This is a genomic window from Klebsiella sp. HC6, assembly GCF_022605325.1.
Classification (GTDB): domain Bacteria; phylum Pseudomonadota; class Gammaproteobacteria; order Enterobacterales; family Enterobacteriaceae; genus Klebsiella; species Klebsiella terrigena.
In genome coordinates this window covers 2,882,841-2,896,700 of sequence record NZ_CP093276.1, presented here as the reverse complement: position 1 = coordinate 2,896,700, position 13,860 = coordinate 2,882,841, and the positions used below count along the sequence as shown (strand labels likewise).

15 protein-coding genes and 2 pseudogenes are annotated in these 13,860 nt (G+C 55.7%); 6 read left to right on the top strand and 11 right to left on the bottom strand.

What is annotated here, in order from left to right; translation table 11 throughout:
• Positions 1-103 precede the first annotated feature (103 nt).
• Positions 104-493 (top strand): annotated as a pseudogene (locus tag MMW58_RS14100) (Rossmann-fold NAD(P)-binding domain-containing protein); the annotation flags it as partial.
• 284 nt (positions 494-777) lie between these two features.
• Here MMW58_RS14100 and MMW58_RS14095 read toward each other — a convergent pair.
• From MMW58_RS14095 to pdxR, 4 genes are all read right to left on the bottom strand, one after another.
• On the bottom strand, positions 778-1,182 hold the full coding sequence (locus MMW58_RS14095) for a YdeI family stress tolerance OB fold protein (RefSeq protein WP_041145704.1): 405 nt from the start codon (positions 1,180-1,182) through the stop codon (positions 778-780).
• 466 nt (positions 1,183-1,648) lie between these two features.
• Complete coding sequence (locus MMW58_RS14090; RefSeq protein ID WP_133599665.1) at positions 1,649-1,834, bottom strand: con-10 family general stress protein; 186 nt, start codon at positions 1,832-1,834, stop codon at positions 1,649-1,651.
• A gap of 348 nt (positions 1,835-2,182) precedes the next feature.
• The gene (locus tag MMW58_RS14085; RefSeq protein ID WP_241723631.1) at positions 2,183-2,998 is read right to left on the bottom strand and encodes an aminoglycoside phosphotransferase family protein; all 816 of its coding nucleotides are present in this window, start codon (positions 2,996-2,998) and stop codon (positions 2,183-2,185) included.
• A gap of 70 nt (positions 2,999-3,068) precedes the next feature.
• Positions 3,069-4,538, bottom strand: a complete 1,470-nt coding sequence (gene pdxR, locus MMW58_RS14080) for a MocR-like pyridoxine biosynthesis transcription factor PdxR (protein WP_241723630.1) — start codon at positions 4,536-4,538, stop codon at positions 3,069-3,071.
• 146 nt (positions 4,539-4,684) lie between these two features.
• On the opposite strand from pdxR, the gene MMW58_RS14075 reads away from it, so the two are divergent.
• Positions 4,685-5,146, top strand: a complete 462-nt coding sequence (locus MMW58_RS14075; protein ID WP_159237012.1) for a GNAT family N-acetyltransferase — start codon at positions 4,685-4,687, stop codon at positions 5,144-5,146.
• A 142-nt stretch (positions 5,147-5,288) separates the two neighbouring features.
• On the opposite strand, the gene MMW58_RS14070 is transcribed toward MMW58_RS14075, so the two are convergent.
• Entirely contained in the window at positions 5,289-5,900 is a 612-nt protein-coding gene (locus MMW58_RS14070) for a glutathione S-transferase (protein ID WP_133599662.1), read from the bottom strand.
• A gap of 314 nt (positions 5,901-6,214) precedes the next feature.
• Between MMW58_RS14070 and MMW58_RS14065 the strand changes: the two genes are divergently transcribed.
• Positions 6,215-7,462, top strand: a complete 1,248-nt coding sequence (locus MMW58_RS14065; protein ID WP_133599661.1) for a diguanylate phosphodiesterase — start codon at positions 6,215-6,217, stop codon at positions 7,460-7,462.
• Positions 7,463-7,552: 90 nt separating this feature from the next.
• On the opposite strand, the gene MMW58_RS14060 is transcribed toward MMW58_RS14065, so the two are convergent.
• A complete protein-coding gene (locus MMW58_RS14060) occupies positions 7,553-8,359 on the bottom strand; it encodes an arylamine N-acetyltransferase family protein (protein ID WP_241723628.1) in 807 nt (268 codons plus the stop codon).
• Between the two features lie 98 nt (positions 8,360-8,457).
• Here MMW58_RS14060 and MMW58_RS14055 point away from each other — a divergent pair, with 98 nt between their 5' ends.
• Entirely contained in the window at positions 8,458-9,870 is a 1,413-nt protein-coding gene (locus tag MMW58_RS14055; protein WP_241723627.1) for an aminotransferase-like domain-containing protein, read from the top strand.
• A gap of 166 nt (positions 9,871-10,036) precedes the next feature.
• Here the strand turns inward: MMW58_RS14055 and MMW58_RS14050 are convergent, their stop codons facing one another.
• The 3 genes and pseudogenes from MMW58_RS14050 to MMW58_RS14040 all read right to left on the bottom strand — a co-directional run.
• Positions 10,037-10,246: a hypothetical protein gene (locus MMW58_RS14050; protein WP_045858319.1), complete on the bottom strand. Its 210-nt coding sequence runs from the start codon at positions 10,244-10,246 to the stop codon at positions 10,037-10,039.
• Positions 10,247-10,303: 57 nt separating this feature from the next.
• Positions 10,304-10,660, bottom strand: coding sequence for a glutathione S-transferase C-terminal domain-containing protein (locus MMW58_RS14045; protein ID WP_241723626.1), 357 nt, complete (start codon positions 10,658-10,660; stop codon positions 10,304-10,306).
• A 110-nt stretch (positions 10,661-10,770) separates the two neighbouring features.
• Positions 10,771-10,947, bottom strand: a pseudogene (locus MMW58_RS14040) (glutathione S-transferase); the annotation flags it as partial.
• A 111-nt stretch (positions 10,948-11,058) separates the two neighbouring features.
• Between MMW58_RS14040 and MMW58_RS14035 the strand changes: the two are divergent.
• Positions 11,059-11,391, top strand: coding sequence for a winged helix-turn-helix transcriptional regulator (locus MMW58_RS14035; RefSeq protein WP_159236927.1), 333 nt, complete (start codon positions 11,059-11,061; stop codon positions 11,389-11,391).
• Positions 11,392-11,451: 60 nt separating this feature from the next.
• On the opposite strand, the gene map is transcribed toward MMW58_RS14035, so the two are convergent.
• Together map and MMW58_RS14025 are read right to left on the bottom strand one after the other, a co-directional pair.
• Positions 11,452-12,231 carry a type I methionyl aminopeptidase gene (gene map, locus MMW58_RS14030; RefSeq protein WP_133599656.1) on the bottom strand — a complete coding sequence of 260 codons (780 nt, stop codon included), beginning with the start codon at positions 12,229-12,231 and terminating at the stop codon, positions 11,452-11,454.
• On the bottom strand, positions 12,212-12,430 hold the full coding sequence (locus MMW58_RS14025) for a ParD-like family protein (RefSeq protein WP_041145722.1): 219 nt from the start codon (positions 12,428-12,430) through the stop codon (positions 12,212-12,214). Before MMW58_RS14025 ends, map begins: the two co-directional genes overlap by 20 nt.
• Positions 12,431-12,990: 560 nt before the next feature.
• Between MMW58_RS14025 and MMW58_RS14020 the strand changes: the two genes are divergently transcribed.
• Positions 12,991-13,611 (top strand): helix-turn-helix transcriptional regulator, encoded by a 621-nt coding sequence (locus tag MMW58_RS14020; protein ID WP_133599655.1) that lies wholly within the window; start codon positions 12,991-12,993, stop codon positions 13,609-13,611.
• The last annotated feature ends 249 nt before the right edge of the window (positions 13,612-13,860 follow it).

The window sequence follows — 13,860 nt, the reverse complement described above, 5'->3', positions numbered from 1 at the left end:
ATGTCACAGGTCTGTCGCCTTGCTGTCATGATGGTGTCGTATACGGCGCCGGGCTGATATGCAAGTAATATCACAAGTATTGCAGAGACCGGGAACAATGATTCTCGCCGAAAAAACAGTTAACGCCCTCGGGAGCTGGGATACCCGGGTTACGGTCACCTCACCCGCAGATATTGGCCGCCTGACGACCGCCATCTATTTGCATCAGCCGCGTATCAGGAATGAAGTGGTGTTCGTTGCCGGTGAAACCCTCTCCTGGGCTGAGCTCGCTTCGACGGTAGAGCAGGTGACGCAGCAATCCTTCAGGAAGGACGTCTTAACCCTCCCCGCGCTGCTTGATGCGCTTCATGCTGACCCCGACGATCGGATGCTTCGCTACCGTGCCGCGTTTGCGCGAGGAGTCGGCACGTGGTGGCCAATGAGCGAAACGTTTAATGCGAAAAACAATATCGCCACCGAGGATGTTGCCGGCTGGCTGAAGGCATCGATTTGATTACCCGTCCCTCAGGAGCCGCTGCCGACATTGAAAATATGAGTGTCGGCTTTGTTTATCTCTCTCATTCTGCCATTTTGCGTATTTGCCAACGCGGTTACCGCCACCGGCGATACGCTGGAACAGGCTGAACCGCCGCGTCCGGCCGCAACGCCGGTTTGGTGCAACAGGAGCGATAGCGTTTACCTTTTTCCCCGCGGTCCGGGGGATAATCAGCATGGGTGAAAATCGCGATAATCCTGGACACGAGCCGCGTCGAATAAATCAGCCCGCACGACCCGGCTTTACTCTGGCGCCTGCTTTTGCAGCCTGTCGACCCGCACGACGGGCGGCGTCATTTTGGTATCCAGGCTACCGTTGATGCTAACCAGATGGTCAGGCTTCACTTCTTGATCGGTAAAAACAGCGGCCGGGATTATCGCCGTTATTTCTCCCGTTTTATCCCGCAGAATATAGCGGTCATCGCCCTGACGTTCGATAAGATTACCGCGCAGCGAGATAGTGGCGCCATCATGCATAGTTTTCGCATGCTCCACGGTCATTATCCTGGCGTCCTCCATGCCGCGATACCCGTCATCAAGCTTATGCGGCGGCGGCGGCGCCGCGTTACCGTTAAATCCGCCCTTCTCATCCGCATGCGCGTTCAGCGTTGCTAATAAAGAGATAATTAAAATCGGTATTATTTTCATCACGCCCCCGGTAAATTTAAGATGCTCTAATACGCGCGCCTAATTCAGGATAATTGCTGACGCGCTTCGCCATTGATAAGCATATCCTCAGCCTGTTTTTCCCTAGTGCGGGCATCCCGCCGCCAGTCATGATAATTCTCAACGTCGGTCATAGAGGCCTCTTTCCGCTGTCGCGTTTATTTTTAGAATAAATAAAACGACCTGTCGCGGTTCCCGATTAATATCGCTAAGGGCGCGGTCGGTTAATTTCATATCGACCTCTTGATTCCCTCTTCCTGCGCCGCCAGGCAATTTTGCCTCAGCGTTATCTCCCGGCGATTTTGCCAACGTCCGGAGCATGCCGCAGCAGCAAACTCATCATGATCTCCTTTCGGTGCCGCGCCACGAACGTGATAAACACACTGCGGGCCGGCTGACCCGCAGGGGCTATGGCTTGTTAACCCGGCTCAACATCGGCCTCTCCGGCTTAGCTGCCGCCTGATTTACGGCCGCCGCCGTGGCTATTTTGCCCGCCTTTCTTGCCGGCTTCGGACGCACGCTCTGGGTCATTTTTAAAATTCCCCCCGCTGTGCTGGCCGCCTTTGCGACCGGCTTCAGATGCTTTATCCCGATCTTCGGCAAAATTACCTGAACCGCCTCTGTGCTCTGTCATAACTTTATCTCCAGGTACGTGATTTAATAATGATTCAGACCTGCAAATCATCGTCTTCGAGATTTAAGGCTAGAACAATGAAAGCGAGAGTCAAATTATTAACAACCTGACATCAGGAATAATAAAATATTTAAGAAAAAATAACGCAGCGGCAGCAAAAAATATTTTCAGGCCAAGTGACTATTAAGACTATGAAATAAACGAGGCGAGAAGCGCGAAGTGATAAAAAACTCATCAAAATAATTAGCTTTTGTAAATAAATACGGGAAGTGTAAAGTTAATACAATAGCCAGACGGCGCTGCGAAAAATCAGCGCAGCGGTTGATACGGCAGCAAAAAATATTCGCCCTATCGCTCAAGTTCGGCCAGCGCCATCTCAGCAACGCGCAACGTGACCGGGGCGGGCTCTCCGCTATCAAGAAACCACGCGGAAGAGAGGCCGCACCAGGCGACTATCCACATCAGCAGACGCTGGCGATCGAGTTCTGCCTGCTCCGTCACAACGCGCAAACGCTGTTGAAAGATTTCAGGCCTGACGGCGACCGGCGTCGCGGGATCCGCCAGGTCGGGATTGGTAAATATATTGGCAAAATCAAAGCCGCGCTCGCCGATTAAGCCCTTAGGGTCAATGGCCAGCCACCCGCAAGCGGCGAAATCAAGAATATTGCCGTGATGCAGGTCGCCGTGCAGTACGACAATGTCGCGGGGAGCGGACAGCAGCGCCTTCGCCACCGCTGCGCAGCGGATCAGAATGCCGCCATGAGTTCGCGCGGCGGGCTCGAGATCGCCAAACCAGCTCTCCAGGGGCGTGAGCTTCGGCATCGCCGCCGCCGGTGGGACGTGCAGACGGCTGGCGACTTCGCAAACGATCCGGCAGGCCCTCTCATCCTCCCCCGTTCTCGACATGACGGACAGCGACGCCTCGCCGGTCGCTCGCGCTAATAGAAGCGCCCCGGGCTCATGGGCCAGCGCCTGCGCCGCTCCCCGCCCGTCCCACCACGCCATCAGCTCGCAGCCGGTTCGCTCACTGCTATCTGCGGTGAGCTTGAGCATCGCTTTCATGCCCTCTTTGGCGGTCAACACCGGCAAAAGCTGCGACGTATGGGTCATGACCGGTTCCCCATCCGGAATAAGCGCCCAGCGGCTCAGCCAGGGACTAAACATCGATTTTCCTCTGTCTCTGCGCGGATCGCGCATTTTATCAAACGGCTTATCCATTTTCATCGGGCCAGCATCACAGCGCCTGCGCAAGGCGGCGAATGCCCTCCTCGAGCGTTGCGGGCGAATGGTTGGCAAAGCCCAGCAAGACCCCCTCCCGCGCCATCGGCCGCTGGCAGTAGCGGGCAAAGGTTTGGATCCCCATGCCCAGCTCGCGGGCTCTCTCCACCACGTATTCTGCCGTCAGGCCGCCGTGCAGCCAGCACACCAGATGCACGCCGGAATCCGTCGGATGAACGGTCATTTTCTGCGGCAGATAGCGCTCAACGGCGGCGGCCAGCGCCAGCTTACGCTCATAGCAGGCTTTGCGGACCCGGCGAACGTGGCTGGCGTAGTGGCCTTCGGCAATAAAACGGGCCAGCACCGCCTGCTCAAGATAGCCGCTGCACAGATCGGAGAAGTATTTCGTCGTGGCAAACTGCTCGCGTAAATGACCGGGAACGGCCAGGAAACCGAGGCGAAACTCCGGATACATCATCTTCGAGAACGTCCCGGCGTAAATGACCCGATTATGCTTATCCAGCCCCTGCAGGGACTGCAATGAACGCGCGGCGTAGCGAAACTCGCTATTGTAATCGTCTTCGAAGATCCACGCCTGCCGGGATTCGGCCCACTCCAGCAGGGCCAGCCTGCGCGCGAGGCTAAGGGTTGCGCACAGCGGGAACTGGTGCGAGGGTGCGGTATAGGCCAGCCGCGCGTGAGGATAATGCGTCATTCCGTACTCAACGTCCATTCCCTGGCTATCGACCCTCACCGGCCTGACCGTTGCCCCTACCGAGGCAAAAGCGCCGCGGGCGCCGTTATAGCCGGGATCGTCGAGCCACACTTCATCTCCGCGCGAAAGCAGCGAGCGCGCGGTGATATCCAGCGCCTGCTGGATACCGTTGACGATAATCACGCGATCCTCCGTACAGTTAACCCCTCGCGTCGACTGAATGTACTGGCATATCACCCGCCGCAAAGGTTGATAACCATTGGGGCTGGCGTGAAGGCCAATCTCGCGGCGCGACTGCCGCCAGACTCTCCCCAGCAGGCGGCCCCAGAGATCGTAGGGGAAGAGATCGGTGCAGCCGACGCCCACGGCAAACAGGCGGTTTGCGCCGCCTCCGGCCTGGCTTTCTGACCACAGGGGCCGCAGCGCGGTGATATCCGGATTAAGCGACCCGACCGACGGCGGATCGTCAACCTGCCCGCCACCCGCGCCGTCCGTATGCGTAAGCCAGTCGGGGATATGCGTGACCACAAACGTCCCCGCCCCCTCCCGCGTGACCAGATAGCCCTCATCGCTCAGACGCTCAAAGCCGGCAATAACCGAGTTACGCGAAATCCCCATCACTTCGGCCAACGCGCGGCTGGAGGGAATTTTTGCGCCCGCGCTCAGGCGGCCGTCGAGAATAGCGCGGCGAATAGCATGATAGACCTGATCCTTGATGGTCCCGCTCTCTAACAGCAGATCCTGAAACAGAGGAGAAACGGTTTTTTTCACAGACGCCCACGTCCTTTTGGTAAAAGTGGATCCTATAAATATACAAAAAGCGTGACTTACCTGGAACCAAAAATCCCCCTAACATCACCGGCACAGAGACAATCGGGTCATAACACAAACAAGGAAAAGCGATGCACAGAGCAGCAATGACCGGCGCTCCGGACAATATTACTGTCGAGACCGTTGCCGAAAATGATTACCCGCAGTGGTTAGCGTTATGGAAAAACTATCAGACGTTTTATCGCGTCGATATTGCGGAAAGCACCACCCTGCTAACCTGGAACCGTTTCTTTAATCCCATCGAGCCGGTGTACTGCGCGGTGGCAAAAGAGAACGGAACCGTCGTCGGGCTGGTGCACTACCTGTTTCACCGTTCGACGTGGGCCGACACGGATTACTGCTATCTGGAGGACCTCTTTGTCAGCGCCGATGTACGGGGCAAACAGATTGGTAAGCGGCTTATCGAGCACGTGCAGCGGCAGGCGAGAAAGCGGCACTGCGCCCACCTTTACTGGCATACGCATGAAACGAACCTGCGCGGGCAGCGGCTTTACGACTGGATCGCCAGCAAAAGCGGGATGATCGAATACCGTATGCCGCTGAGGTAGACCCGCGCGGGAGCGGCGGCCTCTTCCCCGCCCTCCGCATAGCGCGGCGGTAACGTCCGGCGGCAGTCGATGCCGACCCGCCGGGCCGAGAGTAAACGCCACGCCGCGATCGCGGACAAATAACGATACCCCGTCTCAGCGCTCAGCTCTGCGCGGGAAATTTTGCAAACAGCGGCAGAGCCTCAAGCTGCTGAGAGATTGCCTGCAGGCGCGGGTAGCCGCTGGCGTTGACCACCTCTGGAATCATCATCTGAATGAACCCCCACACCACGGCGCTGGTAATGGCGACCTGATCCAGGCTGGCGTCGTTGATTTGACGATGCTGCAGCCCGGCCTCCCATGCGGCGCAATCCGCCAGCAGCTGCCGGGTGACCCGGTCTATCCACGGCTGGTGCCTTTTCTCCTCCGGCCTCAGGCGATGCTCGTAGACGTGCTGCACCGCCTTCTCACTCGCCGCGAGCGCCAGCCCGAGCAGGCGGCTATCCTCCGCCAGCGCCGCAATATCCGCGGGCAAAAGCTTAGCGGCGGCATCCGCCTGCGCTTCCAGATAGTGCAATATCAGAGTGGAATCCATTAATACCGTGCCGTCATCCAGCAGTAGGGTTGGGGCTTTCACCGCCGGATTCAGCTCGGCAAAGGCCGCATAGTCGCTAAACACGGACAGCGGCCGGTGGTCAAAAGCCACGCCGTAAGCCGCCAGCGATATTGCTACGCGCCGCACATAGGGTGAATCCAGCATGCCAATCAGTTTCATTACCACTCCTCGTTAATTTGTGGATGCTAACCTTACTACGCGCGCGCAGGCACGCTTTATGCACTAGCGGACGAGCAGGCCGAGAGTGTTTTCCTCAAACGCCCGTCAGAACTAAGATAAACATGGAATAGCGCGCCGTTCAGGGTAAAGTAAGCGACTCTCAGCGTGATAGCGACATTCGAAAAGACCGGCGTCACGCCCTGATAATTGGCAAAGGCATGAACACCGTACCCGCATAGGTCAGAGGACCTCGGGCCAGGACTTATTCCCTCGCGCAGACTGGCACCCATTAGTCCGATCCAACAAGGAAATATATGCTGACCACACTGATCTACCGGAGTCAGTTAGCTCCCGCCTGGCAGACGACCGGCCTGGGCACTCTCGTCAGCCGGGCACGACAGAAAAACACAAACCTCCACGTCACGGGTATCCTGATTTTTAGTGGGTCCCAGTTTTTTCAGGTCCTGGAGGGCGATGAGCAGGTGGTCGATGCGCTATTCAGCCAGATCCGCAACGACCCGCGCCACACCGACGTGGTGGAGCTAATGCGCGATTACTCTGCCTACCGGCGGTTTCGCGATATCGGTATGCATCTGTTTGATTTGCAGCTAAACAAGCCGGGGGCGTTGACGGAACAGATCCTCCATTTAGGTGAGTTCAGAAACGCACTCTCTGCGGATGACCGGATGTTCAAGTTTATCAAGGCCTTTATCGCGCACGGCGGGCGCTATATTCTGCCGGAAGGGCTCAATCCCGCGCTGTGGACTATGGAGAGCCGTGGCACCCCTTCGCTCTGCCCGCTGTCGGGATTGTCTCCCGGGCAGCCCTGCCAGTTTGCGCTTCAGCCGATTGTCGAGCCGGAAAGCGGCCATATCTCATCGTTTGAGGCGCTGATCCGCAGCCCATCTGGCGGCTCACCGGCGGAGATGTTCTCCTCGGTGCCGGAAAAGAAGCGCTATGATTTCGATCTGGAAACCAAAGCCTACGCCTTTTCGCTTGCCGGCAGCATTAACCTCGGCGAACAGCGGCTGGCGGTTAACCTGCTGCCGGGCTCGCTGTATAACCGCTCCGGCTCGGTGGCGTTTTTACTGGATAAAATCCGCGACGCCGGGCTAAAGCCGGAGCAAATTATAATAGAAGTCACCGAAACCGAGGTTATCTCCGGTTTCACCGAGTTTCAGCAGGTGCTGAAGGATATCCGCGTGGCCGGCATGAGCCTGGCCATCGATGATTTTGGCGCCGGCTATTCTGGACTTTCGCTGCTGACCCGCTTCCAGCCGAATAAGATTAAGATCGACGCCGAGCTGGTGCGCAATATTCATATGAGCGGAGCCAAGCAGGCGATTGTGGTGTCCGTGGTCAGATGCTGCGAAGACCTCGGGATCACCGTCGTCGCCGAGGGCGTGGAGACCATTGCAGAGTGGTGCTGGCTTCACGCCATCGGAATTCGTCTTTTCCAGGGCTTTTTATTCTCCCGACCCCAGCTGAACGGCGTCGGAGAAGTCCGCTGGCCGGTCAGGGTCCCCGGCAAAGGGCTGCCAGCGGCCGCACTGGCGCCATAGCCGGCGGTGAATATCCCCTTCACGCCGCCATCAGGGCGCACGCGCCCAGCGGCGGAGGCCGGATAATCTCCGCCGCTAATGACCAAAAAATCAGCTGAAGAGCGGTTTATCCGCCGGCGCTGAAGCGGGCCCGGGCATTGTCACCCTGAACGTCTCGCGCAGTACCTGTGGGAGCTCGTCATCGGAGAGCTGCCGCTGGCGCGTCTCCTGACCGCGGATCGTCTTAAGCGCCTGGCCGGAGAGAATATCTCTGCCGTCAGGGTGGTGTAACACGACCACTAATTGCCTGACAAACACGGTGTCCGGGTGGGTGGAATTCAGATAGTTGGCGGGCTCAAAATCGATCAGCTCGTGGCGCGAGAGATCGAAACTGTATTGGTTGTGCCAGCCGCTATCAACCCGCGCCTGCAGCGTATACACGCCGGTCGCATCGAGGCTGAGACGGAAGGTATCCGGATTCTGCGGCTGTTCAGTATCAAGAATTGCGAGGTCAACGGGCGCCCGTATTCCATAATGACCAAAACCGAGATCGCACAGCCAGCGCCTGCCTTCAACAAAAGCAATCACCACCATATGCGTTCGCGGACGGCGGGCCGGATAGAACATCGGGCGCGCGGCGGCAAACTGGTAAGGGATACCCAGCGCTTCAAGCGCCATGGCAAACAGCGCGTTTACTTCGTAGCAATATCCGCCCCGCAGCCGTCCAATCAGTTTTTCGACAATATCTTCCGGGACCAGCGAGACGCCTTTCCCGTCCCGCACGTCGATATTCTCAAACGGGATTGAAAACAGCTGTTTCTGCATTATTTCATACAGCGTGGCGGCATCCGCTCCCGCCGAACCGTGATAATCAATGCGCTGAAAATAGGCGGCGAGGTCAAAATTTGTAGCTTTCATGGCAATCTCCGTGTCTTCGTCATCTGCAGCCGAGAATAGCGTTACGGGCGCTAAGCGGATATATTCAGATTTATTGAAAACCAGCCTGTACAGATCCCATGCTTCCCCGCTATCAGCGCATTGCCCTTTCGCTTCGACAGGCCATCACTGCCGGCGCGCTTCATCCCGGCGACCGCCTGCTTTCAGTCCGCAAGCTGGCTGAACGGGAGCAGGTCAGCATCCCAACGGCCCAGGAAGCATTGCGTTTTCTGGAAGCCGAAGGGCTGATCGTCGCCCGCCCGCGCTCCGGGTATTACGTCAGCCTCGTCACCCCCGCAGCCGCATCTGGCGCGGTTCCCAACGCCGCTCCGGTCTCCGTGGATATGTCGACCCTCGCCAGAACGCTGTTTAGCGGTCAGGAGAGTCGCCTGGTTCCGCCTGGCGCCGCGCAGCCCGATCCCGCCTGGCTGCCGGCGGCCCGGCTGCAGCGGGTTCTGCAGTCCGCGAGCCGCCGTCTGGAGGCCTGCGGACAGACCTACAGCATGCCGCCGGGAAGAGCCGATCTGCGTTATCAAATAGCCCGCAGAGCCGTCCAGTGGGGCGCGACCTTCGGCCCCGACGAACTGATCGTCACGGGCGGGGCCACCCAGGCCGTACGCCTGGCGCTACAGGCCGTCTGCGTTGCCGGCGATGTTGTGGCGATCGAACGTCCCGCCTGGTTTGGCGCATTGCTGCTTCTGGAGTCAATGGGCCTCAAGGCGCTTGAAATCGCCACCGATCCGCAGGAAGGCATCTCCCTTACGGCGCTGAATGAGGCCATCGTCAGCTATCGCCCTGCCGCGGTGCTGGTCTCCCCCAGCGCGCAGAACCCAACGGGCGCCGTGATGCCGGTAGCCGCCAAAAGGGAGCTGGTTTCGATGCTGGAGAGACACGGCGTTCCGCTGATAGAAGATGACGTCTACGGCGACCTGGCCGGGGATGCCGCCCGTCCGCCGGCGTGTAAGGCATTTGACCGCAGCGGCTCCGTGCTGTATTGCTCCTCGGTGTCGAAAACGCTGACGCCAGGCTGGCGCACGGGTTGGATCGCGCCGGGCCGCTACTATGAAGAGGTGATGAAAATTCGGCTGGCCAGCGACTGGGCCGGCTCGCCGCTGACGGAGGCGGCGGTAAGCGATTTTATGTCCCGCGGGGACTACGATCGTCACCTTTTACGCCTCAAGAGCAGGATCCAGAAAAGCGTCGACATCATATCCCGCACGGTAGCGGCTCAATTTCCCGAGCAGACCCGGGTGGTCATTCCGCAGGCCGGATTTCTGATGTGGGTGGAGCTGCCCAAAGCCATTAACGCGCTTGACGTGCACCGCGCCGCGCTCGAAGCCGGAATTGGCGTAAGTCCGGGACAGCTTTTTTCCCCGCGCCAGGATATGAACCATTATCTCCGGCTTAACTGCGCCTGCGAACCCACGCCGCAGCTGATAGCGGCGATAATAAAGCTCGGCGAGATTTGTCAGCATGCGAATAACAAGAATTAATAGCCTGGCGGCAGCGTTATCTCTATTGCGTAATAATTTTGATTTCAACCAGGCGATGCTGGCTAAGGTCGCTTCCCCACGGGCAGGAAGACTGTTTTGTGAAGGCCCCCTGCTGCCGATACGCCAGGGGGCTTATGCCTTGAGGGCTGCTTAACCCACTCCGGGTTTACTCGCTCTCTTCGAGCGCATCCTGAATAGCGTCAGCTAATGAAGCCACTTCCTGCGCCACGTTGCGCAGATCCATCTGGCTGCGGATCCCTGAATTCGCGGTTGATGAAGAGACGGCGGCTTTCGAGATTTCTAAGGCGGCCTGGACGGCAAGGAGTCGTTTCTTCTCTTCTGCCGTGGCAGCATTACCAAAATATTGTTCTAACATCCTTTTATCCCTATAAGCGTTGGTGGAGCGCCATAATAGCACAGGAAGCGGGCGGTATTATATGAGGGGCAGGAAGTCGATGCCCTCCTCCTTTAACGCCTGGCGGACCGCCGGTCTCGCCAGCACCCGCTGGTACCATGCGGCAATGTTTTTATAATCCGTCAGGTCAATATCCAGGTTATAAACCGATATCAGCCACTCCGCCTGCGCCCAGCCAACCAGCGCGAACAGATAGCCGTCGGCAATCGAGAACTGCGCTCCGGTGATAAATGCTTTATCCGCCAGCTGCTGGTCGAGCCACGCAAAACGCGAAAGCAGCTTCTCGCGCGCAATATTGATATAGGCCCCGCCGTGCTCGCTATAAAAGAGGGGAATAAAGGCTTTATGAATTTCACTATTAAAAAAACCAGCCACTCTTCAAGGCGATAGCGCGCGAGAGTCCCGCTGGCAGGAGCCAGTCCGGCATCGGGTGCCAAATCAGCAATATATTGAATAAGCGTGACGCCCTCTCTGAATATATCCCCGTCGGCGGTCTCTAATGCGGGGACATAGCCCAGCGAATTAATATCATAATAGTTATTCCCGGCGCCCCAGGTATGGGTTTTGGTATCAACACGAATAAGCTCAAAATCAAGACCCGCTTCACGTAAAGCAATATGGGGAGAAAGCGAGCAGCTGCCCGGAGAATAATAAAGTTTCATGCAATAACACCCTCACCGTTTAAATATAGCGCGAGGTTAACAAAGTTAGTTGATACTTTAAAGAAGGCACATTATTGTAGTGTAGGTACATAAATTATACTGAGTATTAATATGAAAGACGTTATCTCCGGCTGTTCCGTCGAAGTTGCGATGAATCTCATAGGCGGCCGCTGGCGTTTACTTATTGTGTCGTACCTGCTGGAAAAGCCGAAAAGGTTTAGCGACCTCCGTCGCGATATCCCCGCCATATCTCAGCGGATGCTCACCATGGATCTCAGGGCGTTAGAAGAGGCCGGCGTCGTGCAGCGTACCGTTTATCCCGAAGTGCCGGTTAGGGTTGTTTACAACCTGACGGCCGACGGTCTCAGGCTGGTAAAAGTGGTCGAGGTCGTTAAGGAGCTGGGGCTGTGGCTGAAGCAAAAGCAGGATCCGGCGAACTGCTGACGAGACCCAGTTCCTCGCCGACCGTCTCTTATCGATGAGGCGGTCGGCGGAGCGGGCCTGTCAAAGCTGCCGCTCTTCCCCCTGGCGCAGGGTCAGGACCTCAAAGCCGGTGTCGGTCACCGCGATGGTGTGCTCCCATTGCGCCGAGAGCTTCTTATCGCGGGTCACCACCGTCCAGCCATCTTTCTTAAGCTTCGTTTTGCTGTCGCCCTGGTTGACCATCGGCTCGATGGTAAAGACCATTCCCTGCTGCAAAACGACCCCTTCGCCGGGTTTACCATAGTGCAGCACCTGCGGGTCTTCATGCATCTCTTTGCCCACGCCGTGGCCGCAGTACTCCCTGACGACGCTGTAGCCATTCTTCTCAACATGGGATTGAATCGCATGGCCAATATCACCCAGCGTGGCGCCGGGTTTCACGACCCTGATCCCCTTCCACATCGCTTCATAGGTCGTTTTCACCAGCCGGCGAGCGAGCGGAGAAACGTCGCCGATCAGGTACATTTTGCTGGAGTCCGCAATCAGCCCGTTCTTCTCAAGCGTAATATCGACGTTAACAATCGACCCTGATTTCAGGCGCTCCGTCTCTTTCGGCATCCCGTGGCACACGACCTCGTTGATGGAGGTGTTCAGCACGTAGGGGTAATCATACTGCCCCTTGCTGGCGGGCCGGGAGTGCAGCTGGTTGACGATGAAATCCTCGGCGCGATTGTTAATCTCCATCGTGGTGACGCCCGGCTGAATAAACGCGTCCAGCATGTCAAAAACGGCGGCTAACAGTTCCCCGGCATGGCGCTGTAGAGCCAGCTCTTCGACGGTCTTAATGGGAATGGATGGCATTAATCACCTCCAGCAGGCGGTCGGACCCTGATTTGAGCATCAGCAGCTTAATCTGCTGATGGTTAAGCTCGGGATAGAGCTCGCTCATCATCCCCACGCGGATCCAGTATTCGGCCTGAGCGTTCACCGACCGCGACATGGCCCGGCTGGCATCGCGGATATCGTCATGCAGCAGATCTGAAATTTTTACGATTCCCATATATATATACCGTAATAAAACATATACGCATCGTATGCTTTCTGGCAGCTGAAGTCACGTGCTTCGGCCCTCATGCTCAAACTGTTTGCCACGGATGCGGCGGATCGCCGGCCATCGAATGGCATTAAAATCGATATATTTCAATATCTTACATATAATCATGATAAAACGATCGGAAGATCGTTCATCTCCGTCCTTTTTTAATCGACGCTCACCCAGGATTCACCTGCACACTCATCATTCTGACACTGTCAGCAGATAGCCAGGCGCTAACACTAAAATTTCATTGATGAATGAGATGATGGGATTTTTGTTTAAAAAAAAACGAAAAAATAAAACCATGCTTTTTAATCCGCTGTTAAATAGGATTTTTCTCACAAAATGATGAGTCATTCTCATTTTTAGAGCGACTATTGCAAATCACCAGAATGTGAAATATCTTAACAACTCGGTTTAAGCAGAAATCAATCAAATATCATTTAACTATAATGAGCGATTTTATTTTAATTTTCAAACCTGACCAGGACTGAAACTTGCTTATTATTTATTGCGAACCCCTAATGATCAACATTTTAATTCACACTCACAACTCCTATTTAAAAATCGGCCTCAGACACCTGATCAAAGATATTTTCGCTAACATGGAGGGGAACTATCTATGCTTCCATGAACAGTACAGCCCACAGACTGCAGCCAGCGCAGATTTTATTTTTACTGAAATGGTTGTGGGTGAATATTTTTTATGCCATGACATTCTGAACAATCAAAGCAATCAGGCAACAACCTTTATATTTCACCCACAGAAAAAAGAAATCCCTGCCGGAATATTACCTAACTGCATTAACAGTGCAGTCTTCCTTTATTCGAAAGACATTATCCCTCGGATTACGAAAAAGATATTTCAACACCTGAGACGAATCCCATTAACCACTGGTAACGATGAGTTTTTATTGAACAAGCTCAGGCGCTGCATTAACTGCCAGTGTAAATCAATTACTCCTGTCCAATTAAAAATCATACACGCCACCAATGCCGGACTTGACAATCTTGACATCGCAAAGGCATTGGAAATGAACTATAAGACGGTTTTCTCGCACAAACAAAATATTATGATAAAATTTAGAATTAGCAACAAGCAAGAATTCAACAAGTTCGCCCACGCTTTTATAAAGAAAAAATAGCCATTGCCTGACCACTTTTCCCCTTGTGCTAAACCTTTAAATGTATTCAGGAGCAGAGAATAGACGCTCAGAAACATTTTTACTCCTTCCGGCAAGATGCCGAGGGGCTGGATGGCGTATCAACCCAATGCCCCAGCGCAATGCCATATGGCTCCCCCCGCCACCAGTAGCATATTTTTCAGCAGCAAATCGCATTCACAGCTGGCGACAGACGATCCGGCACCTGCGCAGCGGGCTGCCGGGTCGGTC

Excerpts from the sequence above, each read along its gene's own strand:
- MMW58_RS14055 (WP_241723627.1), top strand. The coding sequence starts at position 8,458 with ATGCTTCCCCGCTATCAGCGCATTGCCCTTTCGCTTCGACAGGCCATC.
- MMW58_RS14085 (WP_241723631.1), bottom strand. The coding sequence starts at position 2,998 with ATGTTTAGTCCCTGGCTGAGCCGCTGGGCGCTTATTCCGGATGGGGAA.
- MMW58_RS14065 (WP_133599661.1), top strand. The coding sequence starts at position 6,215 with ATGCTGACCACACTGATCTACCGGAGTCAGTTAGCTCCCGCCTGGCAG.
- MMW58_RS14035 (WP_159236927.1), top strand. The coding sequence starts at position 11,059 with ATGAAAGACGTTATCTCCGGCTGTTCCGTCGAAGTTGCGATGAATCTC.
- MMW58_RS14060 (WP_241723628.1), bottom strand. The coding sequence starts at position 8,359 with ATGAAAGCTACAAATTTTGACCTCGCCGCCTATTTTCAGCGCATTGAT.
- MMW58_RS14050 (WP_045858319.1), bottom strand. The coding sequence starts at position 10,246 with ATGTTAGAACAATATTTTGGTAATGCTGCCACGGCAGAAGAGAAGAAA.
- MMW58_RS14025 (WP_041145722.1), bottom strand. The coding sequence starts at position 12,430 with ATGGGAATCGTAAAAATTTCAGATCTGCTGCATGACGATATCCGCGAT.
- MMW58_RS14090 (WP_133599665.1), bottom strand. The coding sequence starts at position 1,834 with ATGACAGAGCACAGAGGCGGTTCAGGTAATTTTGCCGAAGATCGGGAT.
- MMW58_RS14020 (WP_133599655.1), top strand. The coding sequence starts at position 12,991 with ATGATCAACATTTTAATTCACACTCACAACTCCTATTTAAAAATCGGC.
- MMW58_RS14075 (WP_159237012.1), top strand. The coding sequence starts at position 4,685 with ATGACCGGCGCTCCGGACAATATTACTGTCGAGACCGTTGCCGAAAAT.
- MMW58_RS14095 (WP_041145704.1), bottom strand. The coding sequence starts at position 1,182 with ATGAAAATAATACCGATTTTAATTATCTCTTTATTAGCAACGCTGAAC.
- map (WP_133599656.1), bottom strand. The coding sequence starts at position 12,231 with ATGCCATCCATTCCCATTAAGACCGTCGAAGAGCTGGCTCTACAGCGC.
- MMW58_RS14070 (WP_133599662.1), bottom strand. The coding sequence starts at position 5,900 with ATGAAACTGATTGGCATGCTGGATTCACCCTATGTGCGGCGCGTAGCA.